13 protein-coding genes and 2 pseudogenes are annotated in these 15,606 nt (G+C 63.7%); 13 read left to right on the top strand and 2 right to left on the bottom strand.

What is annotated here, in order from left to right:
• Window positions 1-141: 141 nt before the first annotated feature.
• The 4 genes from NKI59_RS13760 (at window position 142) to NKI59_RS13745 (ending at window position 4,436) form a co-directional block, all read left to right on the top strand.
• The gene (locus NKI59_RS13760; protein ID WP_352704744.1) at window positions 142-1,338 is read left to right on the top strand and encodes a divergent polysaccharide deacetylase family protein; all 1,197 of its coding nucleotides are present in this window, start codon (window positions 142-144) and stop codon (window positions 1,336-1,338) included.
• Window position 1,339: 1 nt separating this feature from the next.
• Window positions 1,340-1,861: an RNA pyrophosphohydrolase gene (locus NKI59_RS13755; RefSeq protein WP_023678063.1), complete on the top strand. Its 522-nt coding sequence runs from the start codon at window positions 1,340-1,342 to the stop codon at window positions 1,859-1,861.
• Between the two features lie 28 nt (window positions 1,862-1,889).
• Window positions 1,890-3,041, top strand: coding sequence for an alanine racemase (alr, locus tag NKI59_RS13750; protein WP_352704742.1), 1,152 nt, complete (start codon window positions 1,890-1,892; stop codon window positions 3,039-3,041).
• A 138-nt stretch (window positions 3,042-3,179) separates the two neighbouring features.
• Entirely contained in the window at window positions 3,180-4,436 is a 1,257-nt protein-coding gene (locus NKI59_RS13745; RefSeq protein ID WP_023678061.1) for a D-amino acid dehydrogenase, read from the top strand.
• 37 nt (window positions 4,437-4,473) lie between these two features.
• Here NKI59_RS13745 and NKI59_RS13740 read toward each other — a convergent pair whose 3' ends face one another.
• The gene (locus NKI59_RS13740; protein ID WP_352704740.1) at window positions 4,474-5,355 is read right to left on the bottom strand and encodes a LysR family transcriptional regulator; all 882 of its coding nucleotides are present in this window, start codon (window positions 5,353-5,355) and stop codon (window positions 4,474-4,476) included.
• Window positions 5,356-5,733: 378 nt separating this feature from the next.
• On the opposite strand from NKI59_RS13740, the gene NKI59_RS13735 reads away from it, so the two are divergent.
• The 3 genes from NKI59_RS13735 (at window position 5,734) to NKI59_RS13725 (ending at window position 8,433) form a co-directional block, all read left to right on the top strand.
• Entirely contained in the window at window positions 5,734-7,230 is a 1,497-nt protein-coding gene (locus NKI59_RS13735) for a CoA-acylating methylmalonate-semialdehyde dehydrogenase (RefSeq protein ID WP_352704739.1), read from the top strand.
• A 288-nt stretch (window positions 7,231-7,518) separates the two neighbouring features.
• Complete coding sequence (locus NKI59_RS13730; RefSeq protein WP_352704737.1) at window positions 7,519-7,815, top strand: hypothetical protein; 297 nt, start codon at window positions 7,519-7,521, stop codon at window positions 7,813-7,815.
• 303 nt (window positions 7,816-8,118) lie between these two features.
• Window positions 8,119-8,433, top strand: a complete 315-nt coding sequence (locus tag NKI59_RS13725) for a hypothetical protein (RefSeq protein WP_352618050.1) — start codon at window positions 8,119-8,121, stop codon at window positions 8,431-8,433.
• A gap of 13 nt (window positions 8,434-8,446) precedes the next feature.
• Here NKI59_RS13725 and NKI59_RS13720 read toward each other — a convergent pair whose 3' ends face one another.
• Window positions 8,447-9,100: a GntR family transcriptional regulator gene (locus tag NKI59_RS13720; RefSeq protein ID WP_352450869.1), complete on the bottom strand. Its 654-nt coding sequence runs from the start codon at window positions 9,098-9,100 to the stop codon at window positions 8,447-8,449.
• 103 nt (window positions 9,101-9,203) lie between these two features.
• Here NKI59_RS13720 and NKI59_RS13715 point away from each other — a divergent pair, with 103 nt between their 5' ends.
• The 6 genes and pseudogenes from NKI59_RS13715 to NKI59_RS13685 form a co-directional block, all read left to right on the top strand.
• A complete protein-coding gene (locus tag NKI59_RS13715) occupies window positions 9,204-10,097 on the top strand; it encodes a dihydrodipicolinate synthase family protein (protein ID WP_352704734.1) in 894 nt (297 codons plus the stop codon).
• A 48-nt stretch (window positions 10,098-10,145) separates the two neighbouring features.
• A complete protein-coding gene (locus tag NKI59_RS13710; protein WP_352704732.1) occupies window positions 10,146-11,396 on the top strand; it encodes an NAD(P)/FAD-dependent oxidoreductase in 1,251 nt (416 codons plus the stop codon).
• A gap of 28 nt (window positions 11,397-11,424) precedes the next feature.
• Window positions 11,425-12,426 (top strand): 4-hydroxyproline epimerase, encoded by a 1,002-nt coding sequence (locus tag NKI59_RS13705; RefSeq protein WP_352704730.1) that lies wholly within the window; start codon window positions 11,425-11,427, stop codon window positions 12,424-12,426.
• A 333-nt stretch (window positions 12,427-12,759) separates the two neighbouring features.
• Window positions 12,760-13,662, top strand: coding sequence for a branched-chain amino acid ABC transporter permease (locus NKI59_RS13700; protein WP_352450865.1), 903 nt, complete (start codon window positions 12,760-12,762; stop codon window positions 13,660-13,662).
• Between the two features lie 82 nt (window positions 13,663-13,744).
• Window positions 13,745-15,262 (top strand): annotated as a pseudogene (livM, locus tag NKI59_RS13690) (high-affinity branched-chain amino acid ABC transporter permease LivM); the annotation flags it as partial.
• Window positions 15,262-15,579, top strand: a pseudogene (locus NKI59_RS13685) (ATP-binding cassette domain-containing protein); the annotation flags it as partial. The pseudogenes livM and NKI59_RS13685, both read left to right, overlap by 1 nt.
• Between the last annotated feature and the right edge of the window lie 27 nt (window positions 15,580-15,606).

The following is a 15,606-nucleotide window of genomic DNA, read 5'->3' as shown; positions in this document are numbered from 1 at the left end:
GCCGCGAGGCTCCGGCAGTTTGATTCGGGGGCCGCGGCCGGCATGCTGCGCGTCCAGTGAAGCAAGGGGACGCGCCGACATTTTGGATTTTGCGCCTCCGGAGAAGGTTTACTTCGGGGATGCGCGCCGGGGGGTGCGGGCTTGGCTGATATCGGCAAGGACATAGAACGACCTCTCGGACAGGCGATCCGGCTGCCGCGCTCAGGCAGCGGGATCAGCGCCGGTGCGGTCGCGGCCGCGCTTGTCGTGCTGTCCGTGGTCGGCGTCTCCAGCGCGATCGCCTTGCGAGACAAGCCGTTCCGGAAGCTGCAAGAAGTAGCCGTTTTGACGCCGAAGACGCCGGCGGCGGATACCGCCGCCGCGCCCGCCAAGGCGACGCCCGAAATGGCTGCGCCAGGCAACGCAAGCGGGGCCAACATAAGCGGGCCGAAGACGGGCGGTCCGCAGATCATCCATGTCCAGACCGAGGGGGGCGACGCTCCACCCGAGGCGGCCATAGTCATTCGCGACCCTTCGACGATCGGCCAGAACCTCAGGATCGCGCACATTCCCGACAAGGCGCTGGTCGAGGCCAGCGAAACCGGTCCGTTGCCGATCCGCGCCGCCGACGGCAGGCGCCCGTTCGATGTCTATGCGCGGCCGTGGTCCGGGGCTCGCGGTGCACGCGTCGCGCTCGTCATCGGCGGGCTTGCCGTGTCGCAGACCGGCACGCAGGCAGCCATAGCCAAGCTGCCGGCGGAAGTGACGCTGGCCTTCGCGCCGCAAGGCAACAGCATCGGCCGCTGGATGCAGGTGGCACGGCAGAGCGGCCATGAGGTCATCATGCAGGTACCGCTTGAGCCGTTCGACTATCCGAACGTCAATCCCGGCCGTAACACGCTGACCGTGGCTGCAACGCCGGACGAGAATTTGAAGAATTTACGCTGGGCGCTGTCGCGAACGACCAACTACACCGGCGTCATGAACTATATGGGCGCCCGCTTTTCGGCCGACGCGACGGCGATGGGGCCGTTGATGGCCGAGCTTGGCAAGCGTGGTCTGGCCTATGTCGACGACGGTTCGTCGGCGCGCAGCCTGGCACCCGAACTGGCGCTGAAGGACGGCGTGCCGTTCGTCGGCGGCGATACGGCGATCGATGCGGTGCAGGACCGCGGCGCCATATTGAAGAAACTGGATGGGCTGGAAGCGACGGCACGGGCGAAAGGGTTTGCCGTCGGCATCGGCTCGGCTTTCGACCTGACGGTGGATACCGTGTCTTCCTGGGTGACCGAGGCCAAGAAGCGTGGCATCGAGATCGTGCCGGTTTCGGCGGTGGCCATAGATCCGGAAAAAGGCTGAGATGGCAAAGAACAAGCTCGTTGAGCCCGAGACGCTGCCCTACCGGCCCTGCGTAGGGGTGATGGTCCTCAATGAGGCCGGCCTGGTCTGGGTCGGCCGTCGTATTGCCGAGCCGGACAGCGAATTCGCTGGAACGACGCAGCTCTGGCAGATGCCGCAGGGCGGCATCGATGATGGCGAGGAGCCGCTGCCCGCGGCGGCGCGTGAACTTTACGAAGAGACCGGCATGCGCTCGGTGTCGCTGCTGGCCGAGGCGCCGCACTGGATCAAATACGACCTGCCGGCGCATCTGGTCGGCGTCGCCTTCAAGGGACGATATCGCGGCCAGACGCAGAAATGGTTTGCCTTCCGTTTCCACGGTGACGAAACCGAGATCGCGATCAATCCGCCGCCGGGTGGCCACAAGGCCGAGTTCGACCGGTGGGCGTGGCGGCCGATGCTGGAATTGCCGGGCCTGATCGTGCCGTTCAAGCGCAAGGTCTACGAAGACGTGGTGGCGGCGTTCCGGCACCTGGTGGCGTAGCCGCCGGCCTTCCGTTAAAACAGGTGGCATGAACGACATCTCCAGCAAATCTCTTCCGCCGACCGTCACCCTGGGCGAACCGATCAGCGAAGCCGCGGCAGGGGCGATCCTGACCATCGATCTCGGCGCCGTCCGTGAGAACTACCGGCGGCTGAAGGCGCGGCTGGGCGGCGTCGGCTGTGCTGGAGTGGTCAAGGCCGACGGCTATGGGATTGGCGCGGCGCCGGTGGCGGCGGCGCTGATGGGTGAGGGCTGTAATACTTTCTTTGTTGCGCATTTGGCCGGCGGCATCTTGCTGCGCAAGGCGCTCGGCTCAGACCCGGCCATTTATGTGCTGAACGGCATTCCGCCGGGTGCGGAAAGGGAAGCGGTTGCGGCAGGGCTTTGCACCGTACTCAACAGCGCCAGCCAACTCGCGGCATGGCGCGAGATGGCCGGGCGGGTGGGCCGTAGGTTGCCGGCCGCACTCCAGGTCGACAGCGGCATGTCGCGGCTCGGCATGACGCCATCCGAGGTGAAGGCAGTCGCGCAGGATCCGCAGGCTTTCGACGGTGTCGAACTGACGTTCGTGATGAGCCATCTCGCCTGCGCCGATGAACCCGAGCAGCCGGCCAACGAGCGGCAGCGGCTGGAATTCGAACGGCTGCGCCGGATGCTGCCGGAAGCGCCGGCTTCCCTTGCCAATTCATCAGGCATTTTTCTCGGGCAGCGCTATCACTACGACCTCGTTCGTCCGGGTGCCGCTCTCTATGGCGTCAATCCGATGCCGGCGAAGGACAATCCGATGCTGCCGGTGGTGCGATTGCAAGCCAAGGTCATCCAGACGCGGATATTGGAGGCCGGCGCCGGTGTCGGCTACGGTCACACTTTCCACACCAAGGCTCCGCTTGCCGCGGCGACGATTTCGCTCGGCTATGGCGATGGCTGGCATCGACGCGCCGCTTCCTCCGCCTGGCTCGAAAATGTGCGGCTGCCCTTCGTCGGCCGGGTTTCGATGGATTCGATCATCCTCGACATTTCCGCATTGCCGCCCGGCAGGCTGAAGGCCGGCGACCTCGTCGAACTCATCGGACCGTCGTCGCAGACGGTGGACCAGGTAGCCGGCCAAGCCGGCACCATCGGCTATGAGGTCTTGACCAGTCTCGGCCACCGTTTCCACCGGCGCTATGTGAGTGGCTAGGACGCAAGGTTGTTGTCCTCACGCATGTCTTTTCCCTAAGCATCGGCACTTGGCTGACGCCACAGAATCCGGCAGACATGAGGCGGCGATGATCCCGGTCTCGAATCCCGACGAGATGCCGCCGCGGAGAACCAAACGATGAAGATCTTCGTGCTGGGCGGCGGCGTGATCGGGGTCACCACCGCCTATTTTCTTGCCGAGGCCGGTCATCAGGTGACGGTGATCGATCGCCAGAAAGGCCCGGCGCTGGAAACCAGCTTTGCCAATGCCGGCGAGATCTCGCCCGGCTATGCCTCGCCCTGGGCCGGGCCCGGCGTTCCGCTGAAGGCCATCAAATGGCTTTTGATGAAGCACGGTCCACTGGTGGTGCGACCGGCCCTCGATCCGCATATGTGGATATGGCTGGTCAAGATGCTGCGCAATTGCACGGCTGAACGCTACGCGCTGAACAAGGCGCGCATGGTGCCGCTGGCCGAGTACAGCCGCGACACGCTGAAGGCTCTGCGCGAGGCGACCGGCATCGCCTATGACGAGCGCGCCAAGGGCACGCTGCAGCTCTTCCGAACGCAAAAGCAGCTCGACGGCGTCGGCGGCGATGTCGAGGTGCTGAAGGCCTATGGCGTCCCCTACGAGGTCCTCGACCCCGACGGCTGCATTGCGGCCGAGCCTGGACTGGCCGGCGTGCGCGAAAAATTCGTCGGTGGCCTGCGGTTGCCCGGCGACGAAACCGGCGACTGCAAGATGTTCACCGACAGGCTTGCCGAGCTTTGCGCGGCACGCGGCGTCACCTTCGAATACGACACGGAGATACGGCGCGTCGTCAAGAAGCGCGATCGCATCACCAACGTCAGCACCAGCAAGGGCTGGATGGTCGCTGATGCCTATGTGATGGCGATGGGCAGCTATTCGGCACGGTTCATGCGCATGCTGAAGCGGCCCATCCCGGTCTACCCGGTCAAGGGCTATTCGATCACCCTGCCGATCAAGGACGCCGCCGCCGCACCGGTCTCGACCGTGATGGACGAGAGCTACAAAGTAGCGATCACCCGGCTCGGCGACCGTATCCGGGTCGGCGGCACGGCGGAGATTTCCGGCTTCGACCTGCGGCTGCACGAATCGCGGCGGCGCACGCTCGAACATTCGGTCGGCGACCTGTTTCCGGGCAGCGGCGACATGCGATCGGCGACCTTCTGGTGCGGACTGCGGCCGATGACACCGGACGGGCCGCCGCTGATCGGCCGCACCGATTTCTCCAATCTCTATCTCAACACCGGCCATGGCACACTCGGCTGGACCATGGCCTGCGGCTCGGCCAAAGTTCTGGCCGACATCATCTCCAGCCGGGTGCCCGACATCGACGTCGGCGATCTCGGGCCCGGACGGTACGCCAAGTAAGACGCCCACCAGCTAAGACAGCCAGCGGCCGGCAGGCTCACGCGAACAAACCCCTGTCCCGTTCGACGGCCTTGGTAATGAAGCTCGCGACGACCTGGACGCGGCGCAGCGGCCTGACCGATTCGTGGTAGACCAGCCAGTAGGCGCGGCGGATGGGCGCAACGATATCGAGAGGCACCAGCTCCGGCATCGAGCGGGCAACGAAGGTGTGCAGGATGCCGATGCCGGCGCCGGAACGCACTGCTTCGGCTTGGCCGAGCGCCGAGGAAATGGCGAAGCTGGTGCGCCAGTCGGCGCTGAATTCGGCCGCGTAATCGAGCGAGCGACTGACGATCAGGTCCGGCACGTAGCCGATCAGCGTGTGCTGGCCTAGCTCGGCGGCGGTTCCGGGCAGCCCCTGCGTGTCGGCATAGGCCCGCGACGCGAACAGGCCGAGCGTGTAGTCGACCAGCTTTCCCGCCACCAGGCGGCCTTCCGTCGGCCGTTCGACGGTGATGGCAATGTCGGCCTCGCGCCGGGACAAAGAGAAGGAGCGTGGCACCGGCACCAGCTGGATGGTGAGCTCACGGTGCAGAGCGGTCAGCGCGCCGAGGCGCCTGGCCAGGAAGGCGACGCCAAAGCCGTCCGGCGCGCCGATGCGCACAGTGCCCGAGACGTCGTCGCCTTCGCCTGAAACGGTCGAGCGCGCGGCGATCATGTCGCCCTCCATGCGTTCGGCAATCTCGAGGAAACGCTCGCCCGCCGGCGTCAGCTCGCTGCCGGTGGTAAGCCGGCGAAACAGTTTTGTCCTGAGCGCGTCCTCGAGGGCGGCAATGCGGCGCGAGACGGTCGCGTGATTAAGCTCCAGCCGCCTGGCGGCGCCGAGGATCTGGCCGGCCCGCGCTACGGCAAGGAAGATACGGGCATCATCCCAGTTCATGAGGGTGGTCCTGGCGATAACGATCAAAACCGCGTTCCTTCGCGCCCCCCTCTGTCCTGCCGGACATCTCCCCCTCAAGGGGGGAGATTGGCAGTTTCGCCGCAGGCGTCTTTCTTGCCGCGGTGAAGATTTCCGAAGGCGGGCGTGACAGCCAATCTCCCCCCTTGAGGGGGAGATGTCCGGCAGGACAGAGGGGGGCGGTGAAGGAACTCAATCTCAATCCTTGCTGCTGGGGACCTGCATTCTTCCTATTTGCGAGAATTGATGCTCTGCCGTCAACCGCTATCTATTCTCCGCACAACGGTTGCGTTTTCGCTCGCGTTGCCATCGCTCCCGCAAAGGCGGACAATGCCTCATCACGAACCAGGGAGAGAGACCATGATCGAATACGGTCATTTCATCGGCGGCAAGCGCGTCGCCGGAACCAGCGGCCGCAAGCAGGACGTCATGCAGCCGATGGACGGCACGGTGCGCGGCACGGTGGCGCTGGCTTCGCAGGCGGAATTGCGCGCGGCGGTCGAAAACGCCAAGGCCGCACAGCCCGGCTGGGCGGCGACCAATCCGCAGCGACGCGTACGCGTCCTGATGCGGTTCCTCGAGCTGGTCGCCAAGGAGTATGACGCGCTGGCCGAGATATTGGCGCGCGAACACGGCAAGACCATCGCCGACGCCAAGGGCGACATCCAGCGCGGCCTCGAAGTGGTCGAGGTCTGCATCGGTGCGCCGCATATGATGAAGGGCGAGTTCACCGATGGCGCCGGCCCCGGCATCGACGTCTATTCGATGCGCCAGCCGCTCGGCGTCGTCGCCGGCATCACGCCGTTCAATTTTCCGGCGATGATCCCGTTGTGGAAGATCGCGCCGGCCATCGCCTGCGGCAATGCCTACATCCTCAAGCCGTCGGAGCGCGATCCGGGCGTGCCGATGCGGATTGCCGAACTGTTCATCGAGGCCGGTCTGCCGGCGGGCATCCTTAATGTCGTCAACGGCGACAAGGAAGTGGTCGACGCCATCCTCGACGATCCCGACATCAAGGCCATCGGTTTCGTAGGCTCGACACCGATCGCCCACTACATCTATTCGCGCGGCTGCGCGGCCGGCAAGCGCGTGCAGTGCTTCGGCGGCGCCAAGAACCACATGATCATCATGCCGGATGCCGACATGGACCAGACCGTCGACGCGCTGATCGGCGCCGGCTACGGCTCGGCCGGCGAGCGCTGCATGGCGATCTCGGTCGCCGTCCCGGTCGGCAACGACACCGCCAACCGGCTGATGGAAAGACTGGTGCCGCGCGTCGAGAGCCTGAAGGTCGGTCCGTCGACGGATTCTTCCGCCGATTTCGGCCCGCTGGTGACGGCGCAGGCGCTGGAGAGGGTCAAGTCCTATGTCGACACCGGCGTCAAGGAAGGCGCCAAGCTGGTCGTCGACGGTCGCGGCTTTTCCATGCAGGGCTACGAGAACGGCTACTATATGGGCGGCTGCCTGTTCGACAATGTGACCGCCGACATGCGCATCTACAAGGAAGAGATCTTTGGGCCGGTGCTGTCGGTGGTGCGCGCACCGACCTACGAGAACGCCATCAAGCTCGCCAACGAGCACGAGATGGGCAATGGCGTCGCCATCTTCACCCGCGACGGCGACGCGGCGCGCGACTTCGCCTCGCGGGTTCAGGTCGGCATGGTCGGCATCAACGTGCCGATCCCGGTGCCGATCGCCTACTACACCTTTGGCGGCTGGAAGGCGTCCTCCTTCGGCGACCTCAACCAGCACGGGCCGGACGCGTTCCGCTTCTACACCAAGACCAAGACGGTAACGTCGCGCTGGCCGTCCGGCGTGAAGGATGGTGCCGAGTTCGTCATCCCGACGATGAACTGACCGAACGGTTTCCTGTCAGCGCGTCCTCGCCTTCGGCTGCGGGCGCGCGGGCCGGCGTCATAGACGGCGCCGAATTCGTCACCCCGACGATGAACTGATCCAGATCGCAAACACTGAACGAGGCCTGGGCTCGGACCCGGGCCTTTTCGTTTGAACGTTAATGTGATGGAACCAAGAAGGCAGCAATCTTCTTAGGTTGCAGTCCTGCCGCGAAGGAGATGCTGGCAGATCAACCAACGGCGCTGGTGACGGCTCCGGGGGATATGTCCGGCGCAAAGGAGGTGTCAGATGACACGTCTCATGGCGACTATAGCTTGCGCTGCGATGGCCCTTTCCGCCGTCCCGGCAATGGCTGCCGAGCAATGTGCGGCACGCGCCGATATGGTCAAGGCGCTCGGTGAAAAGTTTCATGAAAACCCGAGCGCGGTCGGCGTCGTCAATCCGAATGTGGTGCTTGAAGTCTTCGTTTCCGACAAGGGCACATGGACCATCCTCGCCAGCGACACAAAAGGTCAAAGCTGCGTGATTTCAGTCGGCGAAGGCTGGGAGAGCGCGATGACGACAGCGGCGCTGCCAGGCACCTGAACGATTTATCACGGGTCTGCGCGCCTCGGCATGGCCGCGCGGCCTGTGGCCCATTCTTTCGGCGACAACCGTAAAACGGATCTGCAGGCGCCCGCTTGGGCGCCTGCTTGCGCTTTTCCATTGCCGATACCATATATCGAGAACATAATGGGAACATCTGGAATCGTTCCCACCAATGGCAGACCGGAACACAGAAAGGAACGACGCGATGATGATGACGTCGGAACCGGCCTGGATCGCTCCGGCAAAATGAGGCCGTCAAACCCCTCCTTTGCCGGAACGTGATGGCAAAGGAGGTGCCCTATGGCACGCAAATCGCTGATGAGATGGGTGAAAACCCTGGTTCTTGCTGGCGCATTGGCGGTGGGTACGAACACCGCAGGCGCGCAATATCAATACTGCGTTGAACATGGCGAGCTCGTCGCCCATTTGAGCGAGAAGTTCCAGGAAAGGCAGTTTGCTTTGGGGCTGATCGGTCATGAGGCGGTCATGGAAGTCTTTGTCGCCGAGACCGGAACCTGGACCATCGTCGTCACCGATATCGCCGGCAGAAGCTGCATCGTCGCGGCCGGCGACAATTGGGAAAACGTGATGCCCCTGCCTGGCCAGGGCGCATGACGAAATGGCAGGCTCAGCGCGTAGCAGCCGCCTCGGCATGGCCGCGCAAAAGCGCCATCAGCCGCTTGGCGTCCTTGGCCGCGGCCTCTTCGTCGCTGGCGAGGATCGAGCGGATCAGCGCGACATGGTGCTCGGCGGATTCGGCCAATCCGGTATCGGCCTTGTAGCGGAACCAGAAGCGACGGCTGTGGGTTTGCAAGGGTGCCGCCAGGCGCGCGGCGAACGGGTTGTCGGCAGCCAGCGCCAGCGCCTCGTCGAGCGCCTTGTCGGCCTGGATGAAGTAGAACACATTTTCCGAAATCACCGCTTTCTGCATGGCCAACGCTGCGTCATGAAACAGGTCGGCGGCCTCGCGGGTGACGAAGCGGGCGGCCGAGCGGGCAAGCACCACCTCGACGCCACGGCGGGCGTCGAGGACACGCAGCCAGTCGCCAGGGTGAAGCGGGGCAATGGCAATGCCGGCACGCGGCCGGACCTCGAGCAGCCCCTCCCAGGCCAGCCGCTGGATCGCTTCGCGCACCGGGGTGCGGCCGAGGCCGAGCCTGTCGATCAGCGCCCCCTCGGTGATGAAGCTCGCCGGCGCCAGTTCGAGAGTTACGATCATATGCTCGAGCCTGCGGTAGGCCTTCGCGGTCGCCGGCTCGGAGCCAGGTCTGTCATATACCAATGTGACATCTCCTGATATATTATTGATATATCATATCAGATTCAACGTTGACAGCCGGCTTCTTAAGAAATATACGACTGATATATCAGATGGAGCGATCGACATGTGGGCCGGAGTCTTCCCCGCCGTTACGACCAAATTCACCGAGGACGACGGCCTCGACCATGCCGAGATGGAGCGCTGCTTTGCGCTGCAGATGGAGGCCGGCTGTGACGGCATCATCGTCTGCGGGTCGCTCGGCGAAGGCCCGATGCTGTCGCACGACGAGAAGATCGCGGTGCTGAAGACCGCGCAGAAGATCGCCGGCAACAAACCGGTGCTGTTGACGGTCAACGAGGCCGGTACACGCGAGGCGGCGGCGATCGCGCGCCGCGCCGCCAAGGAAGGCGCCAATGGTTTGATGGTGGTGCCGAGCCCGATCTACCATACCAATGCCGAGGAGACGGTCGCGGCACTCAGCGCCGTCGCCGCGGCCGGCGACCTGCCGGTGATGATCTACTCCAACCGGCTTGCCTACCGCGTCGACGTCACCGTCGACCAGATGGAGGAGTTGGCGAAGGACCAACGCTTCGTCGCCATAAAAGAGTCCTCCGACGACATCCGCCGCTCGACCGAGATCATCAACCGCCTCGGCGACCGCTACGACCTGTTCACCGGCGTAGACAATCTCGCCTTCGAGGCGCTGTCGGTCGGCGCCATCGGCTGGGTGGCGGGCCTGGTCACCGCGTTCCCGCGCGAGACCGTCGCCATCTACCAGCTGATGAGACAGGGCCGCCGCGAGGAGGCGTTGAAGATCTACCGCTGGTTCCGGCCGCTGCTCGACCTCGACGTCTCGACCTATCTGGTGCAGAACATCAAGCTCGCCGAAGTGTTGGCGATCAACACCAACGACCGCGTGCGCATGCCGCGCCAGCCATTGTCGGGCGAGCGGCGCAAGGCAGTCGAAAAGATCGTCAGGGATGCGCTGGCGGTGCGGCCAGAGCTGCCGACATTCTGATCCAGTCACTTTGAAGGCATTTGCAGATGTGCAGCGCGGCGCAAGGCAATGAATGATAATGCTACGCTCGATGTCGCCATCATTGGTGGCGGCATCATCGGCATCTGCGCCGCCGCCTTTCTGGCAGAGGCGGGCCAAAATGTCACGATCTTCGATCGGACGGGGATCTGTGAGGAAACCAGCTCCGGCAATGCCGCTGCCTTTGCCTTCTCCGATGTGCTGCCGCTCGCCCACAAGGGCATGATCAAGCAGTTGCCGAAATGGCTCGCCGACCCGCTCGGCCCGCTCAGCATCCCACCCGCATATCTGCCGAAGCTGCTGCCTTGGCTGGTCCGCTTCTGGCGCGCCGGCCGAAGCGACCGCTATGAAGCCGGCCTTGCCGCGCAGGCCGGGATGATGAAGCTCGCCGAGGCGGAATGGATGGGCTTGCTGGATCGTTCCGGCACACGGCCGATGCTGCATGAGGACGGCTCGCTCGAACTCTACGACAGCGAGGCCGAGTTCAAGGCCTCGCTGACCGGCTGGGCGGCAAGGCAGCGCTTCGGCATCGGCTTCAGCCATGTCGAGGGGAGCGCTCTCACAGCCCTGCAGCCCGGTCTGTCGCCGCGCTTCGTCAAGGGAACGTTCGTGCCGGGGTGGAAAACCGTTGCCGATCCCAAGCTGCTTGGAAAGGCCTTGTGGGCCTATGCCGAGAGGTTGGGCGCCGGGTTCGAAAGGGCCCGGATCGAGCGTGTCAAGGCGGGACAGGACGGCGCGATCCTGACCACGGCCGACGGCACGCGGCGACGGGCGAAGCACGTCGTCATCGCTGCCGGGGCCTGGTCGCATCTGCTGGCGAGACATCTCGGCGACGGAATCCCGCTGGAGACCGAGCGTGGCTACAACACGACGTTGCCGAAGACTGCCTTCGACGTAAAGCGGCAATTGATCTTCTCCGGGCATGGCTTCGTCATCACGCCGCTCGAGACGGGCCTGCGCGTCGGCGGCGCGGTCGAACTCGGCGGCCTTGAGAGGCCGCCCAATTATGCGCGCTCGAAAGCGCTGCTCGAAAAGGCGCAGAAATTCCTGCCGGGACTGGATCCTGCCGATGGCCGCGAATGGATGGGGTTCCGGCCGTCGCTGCCGGATTCGCTGCCGGTGATCGGGCGGTCGCAACAAACGCCGTCGGTGGTGTATGGTTTCGGCCACGGTCACCTCGGCCTGACCCAGGCTGCGGCGACCGGGCGCTTGATCCGCGAGCTCGTTCTCGGGCAGAATCCATCGCTCGATCTCGGCCCGTTCAGCCCGCAACGGTTTTGAGTTCGAAGACATTCAGTTGGGAGCCGGCATGGCCAAGAATTCCTTCTTCTGCATAGACGGCCACACCTGCGGCAATCCGGTGCGGCTGGTCGCCGGCGGTGGGCCTTTGCTCAAGGGCTCAACGATGATGGAGCGGCGAGCGCATTTCCTGGCCGAATATGACTGGATCCGCACCGGGCTGATGTTCGAGCCGCGCGGCCATGACGTGATGTCCGGCTCGATCCTCTATCCGCCGACGCGTGAAGATTGCGACATCGCCATCCTGTTCATCGAAACCTCGGGCTGCTTGCCGATGTGCGGCCACGGCACCATCGGCACGGTAACTTTTGCCGTCGAGCATGGGCTGATCAAGCCGAAGACACCGGGCGTGCTCAGGCTGGATACGCCGGCGGGCGTGGTCGTGGCGGAGTACAGCCAAGTCGGCGACTATGTCGAGGAGGTGCGCATCACCAATGTGCCTTCCTTCCTCTATGCCGAGGCACTGACGGTCGAATGCCCCGGGCTCGGCGAGATCAGCGTCGATGTCGCCTATGGCGGCAATTTCTACGCCATCGTCGAACCGCAAAAGAACTATCGCGACATGGCCGACCATTCGGCCGGCGAACTGATCGCCTGGAGCCCGGTGGTGCGGCAGCGGCTCAACGAGAAATATTCCTTCGTCCACCCGGAGAATCCCGGCATCGACAAGCTGTCGCACATATTGTGGACCGGGGCGCCGACCAACCCGCAAGCCGATGCCCGCAACGCCGTCTTCTACGGCGACAAGGCAATCGACCGGTCGCCCTGCGGCACCGGCACCTCGGCGCGTATGGCGCAGCTTCACGCCAAGGGCAAGCTTGGGATCGGCGACGACTTCGTCCATGAATCGATCATCGGTTCGCTGTTCAAGGGCAGGGTCGAGGAAGAGGTCACCGTCGCCGGCAAGCCGGCAATCATTCCGTCGATCGGCGGGTGGGCGCGGATGACCGGATTGAACACGATCTTCATCGACGACCGCGACCCGTTCGCGCACGGCTTCGTCGTCAAATAGAGAAAACGCTGACGCAGGGGAAGAAAGAGAGCGCAAACGGATTGCCTTCGACGGCGCAACGATCCCGCTCATCAACTTATTTTGACGGCGATTTCTTCGAAATGGAGCGCATGCTGCGATTGAATCGTCAAAGACATTGCGTTAGGCCAATGGTAGGGTCCGCGATGGTCCAGGGGCCGGATAGGAAAAAACGGGCAATCCGATGGCGTGCGACGAAAACACCCATGGCGATTGAAAAATCACGTTGCAATCCGGGCTCGAAACTTTACGACTAGGGGCAATACGAAAAGGAATGCGTCTGCATGGGCGACATTCCAGGGGAGCCACGACAGCATGCAGTATTTTGTCCAGCAGCTTATCAATGGGCTGACGCTGGGATCGATCTATGGGTTGATTGCGATCGGCTACACGATGGTCTACGGCATCATCGGCATGATCAATTTCGCCCATGGCGACATCTTCATGGTCGGCGCTTTCACCGCCCTCATCGTTTTCCTTATCCTCGGTGCGTTGTTCTATTCGGTGCCGATCGTCGTTGCGCTGCTGATCATGATGATCGTGGCGATGCTTTTGACCGGCCTCTACAACTGGACGATCGAGAAAGTGGCTTACCGGCCGCTGCGCGGTTCGTTCCGGCTGGCGCCGCTGATCACCGCCATCGGCATGTCGATCGCCCTGTCCAATTTCGTCCAGGTCACGCAAGGGCCGCGCAACAAGCCCGTCCCGCCGATGGTCTCCAAGGTTTATTCGATCGCGGGCATCAGCGTGTCGCTGAAGCAGATCATCATCGTCCTGGTCACCATAGTCCTGCTGGCGCTGTTTTGGTATCTGGTCAACAAGACCTCGCTCGGCCGGGCGCAGCGCGCCTGCGAGCAGGACCGCAAGATGGCGGCACTGCTCGGCGTCGACGTCGACCGCACCATCTCTATCACCTTCATCATGGGCGCCGCGCTTGCCGCCGTCGCCGGCACGCTGTTCCTGATGTATTACGGCGTGGTGGTGTTTTCCGACGGTTTTACGCCCGGTGTGAAGGCGTTCACCGCCGCGGTGCTCGGCGGCATCGGCTCGCTGCCCGGCGCCGTGCTCGGCGGGCTGATGATCGGCTTCATCGAGAGCATGTGGTCGGCTTATTTCTCGATCGACTACAAGGATGTCGCCGCGTTCTCGATCCTGGCGATCGTGCTGATCTTCCTGCCTTCCGGCATTCTCGGCCGGCCAGAAGTCGAAAAGGTCTGAGATCATGGCGGTTACCGTGTCTCCGGAAAGCACCGTCGTCGCCACCCCGGTCCAGCGCGCTTTTCGCGAAGCGCTCTATGCCGGCGCCGTCGCGCTTGGCCTGTTCGTGCTGTTCATCGGCCTGAAGACCGACCAGAACATCTCCAACGAGTTGATCCTGGTGCAGCGCTGGGGCCTGCTCGCCGCCGTGGTGATCGCCACCATGATCGGCCGGTTCCTCTACGTCGCCTATGGCCAGCCTTTCATGGCCAACCAGAAGATCGCCGATGTCGCCACCGGCCTGCTGCCAGACAGTGTGGCGACGCGGTTCTTCCGGTTACCATATTTCTTCGCGGCGATCGGTATTGCGGTCGTTCTGATTCTTCTGGCCAGCTCCCTTGACGGGCTGGTGGGGCCGGATCTTGCAGGTTATGCACGTTTCGTGCGAGCGCTAGCGATCATCTATGCGCTGGCTTGGGTGATCTACTATTTCCGTGCCTTCATCCATGCCCATTTTTCGGCGCTCGGCATAACCGCGCTGGCGCTCTATCCGATCATCGTCGTGCTGGTGCTTGCTCTCTATACGGGCTCGATGGTGGGCGGCTTCCAGGGCTCGCTGAAATGGGTCGACAATTTCGGCATCCAGATCCTGATCTACGTGATGCTGGCCTGGGGACTGAACATCGTCATCGGCCTCGCCGGCCTGCTCGATCTCGGCTATGTCGCTTTCTACGCCGTCGGTGCTTACGCCTACGCGTTGCTCGGCACGCATTTCGGCCTGTCGTTCTGGATCCTGCTGCCCGCCGCCGGCCTGATGGCTGCGTTCTGGGGCGTCATGCTCGGCTTCCCGGTGCTGCGCCTGCGCGGCGACTATCTGGCCATCGTGACGCTCGCCTTCGGCGAGATCATCAGGCTGGTGATCATCAACTGGCGCGAAGTGACCAACGGTTCGGCCGGCATATCCGGCATCCCGAAGGTTTCATTCTTCGGCCTGATATCGTTCAATGTCTCGGACCCCAACTACATCGCCAAGGTGTTCGGCATTGCCCAATCGGGCGCCTATTACAAGATCTTCCTCTATTACCTGATCCTCGGGCTCTGCCTGCTGACCGCCTTCGTCACAATAAGGCTGAGGCGCATGCCGGTCGGCCGCGCCTGGGAAGCGCTGCGCGAGGACGAGATCGCGTGCCGCTCGCTCGGCATCAACACCACCACCACCAAGCTCACCGCCTTTGCCACGGGCGCCATGTTCGGCGGCTTCGCCGGCTCGTTCTTCGCCGCACGGCAAGGCTTCGTCAGCCCGGAATCCTTCGTCTTCCTGGAATCGGCGATTATCCTCGCCATCGTCGTGCTCGGCGGCATGGGCTCGCTGGTCGGTATCGCCGTCGCCGCGCTGGTGATGATCGGCGGCACCGAAGCGCTGCGTGAACTCGATTTTCTGAAGCGGATATTCGGCCCCGACTTCACCCCGGAACTCTATCGCATGCTGTTGTTCGGCATGGCGATGGTCATCGTCATGCTGTGGAAGCCGCGCGGCTTCGTCGGCAGCCGTGAACCGACAGCCTTCCTCAAGGTTCGCAGGGCCGTGTCGGGGTCCTTCACCAAGGAGGGGCACGGCTGATGAACGCGAGCCCCTCCGTGACCGACGCCATCCTCCAGGTCGAGCATCTGTCGATGAAGTTCGGCGGTCTCGTCGCCATCGGCGACCTGTCCTTCCAGGCCAAGCGCGGCGAGATCACCGCGCTGATCGGTCCGAACGGCGCCGGCAAGACCACTGTGTTCAATTGCATCACCGGTTTCTACAAACCGTCCGAAGGCATGATCACGCTCAACCGGCGCGACGGCTCCAGCTTCCTGCTCGAACGTCTGCCGAACCATGAGATCCCGGCGCGCGCCAAGGGGGCGCGCCCCTTGCCGCACAACCGCATGTTCTCGGGCGGTGTCTTTTAAACAACTGCGAGCCCA

This window comes from Mesorhizobium sp. M0598, assembly GCF_040320865.1.
In the GTDB taxonomy this organism is placed as follows: domain Bacteria; phylum Pseudomonadota; class Alphaproteobacteria; order Rhizobiales; family Rhizobiaceae; genus Mesorhizobium.
This window is presented reverse-complemented; position numbering and strand designations above follow the sequence as displayed.

What these genes read in the sequence shown, in the direction of transcription:
- NKI59_RS13740 (WP_352704740.1), bottom strand. Translation starts at nt 5,355, where the DNA reads ATGAACTGGGATGATGCCCGTATCTTCCTTGCCGTAGCGCGGGCCGGC.
- NKI59_RS13700 (WP_352450865.1), top strand. Translation starts at nt 12,760, where the DNA reads ATGCAGTATTTTGTCCAGCAGCTTATCAATGGGCTGACGCTGGGATCG.
- NKI59_RS13735 (WP_352704739.1), top strand. Translation starts at nt 5,734, where the DNA reads ATGATCGAATACGGTCATTTCATCGGCGGCAAGCGCGTCGCCGGAACC.
- alr (WP_352704742.1), top strand. Translation starts at nt 1,890, where the DNA reads ATGAACGACATCTCCAGCAAATCTCTTCCGCCGACCGTCACCCTGGGC.
- NKI59_RS13710 (WP_352704732.1), top strand. Translation starts at nt 10,146, where the DNA reads ATGAATGATAATGCTACGCTCGATGTCGCCATCATTGGTGGCGGCATC.
- NKI59_RS13730 (WP_352704737.1), top strand. Translation starts at nt 7,519, where the DNA reads ATGACACGTCTCATGGCGACTATAGCTTGCGCTGCGATGGCCCTTTCC.
- NKI59_RS13745 (WP_023678061.1), top strand. Translation starts at nt 3,180, where the DNA reads ATGAAGATCTTCGTGCTGGGCGGCGGCGTGATCGGGGTCACCACCGCC.
- NKI59_RS13705 (WP_352704730.1), top strand. Translation starts at nt 11,425, where the DNA reads ATGGCCAAGAATTCCTTCTTCTGCATAGACGGCCACACCTGCGGCAAT.
- NKI59_RS13715 (WP_352704734.1), top strand. Translation starts at nt 9,204, where the DNA reads ATGTGGGCCGGAGTCTTCCCCGCCGTTACGACCAAATTCACCGAGGAC.
- NKI59_RS13755 (WP_023678063.1), top strand. Translation starts at nt 1,340, where the DNA reads ATGGCAAAGAACAAGCTCGTTGAGCCCGAGACGCTGCCCTACCGGCCC.
- NKI59_RS13725 (WP_352618050.1), top strand. Translation starts at nt 8,119, where the DNA reads ATGGCACGCAAATCGCTGATGAGATGGGTGAAAACCCTGGTTCTTGCT.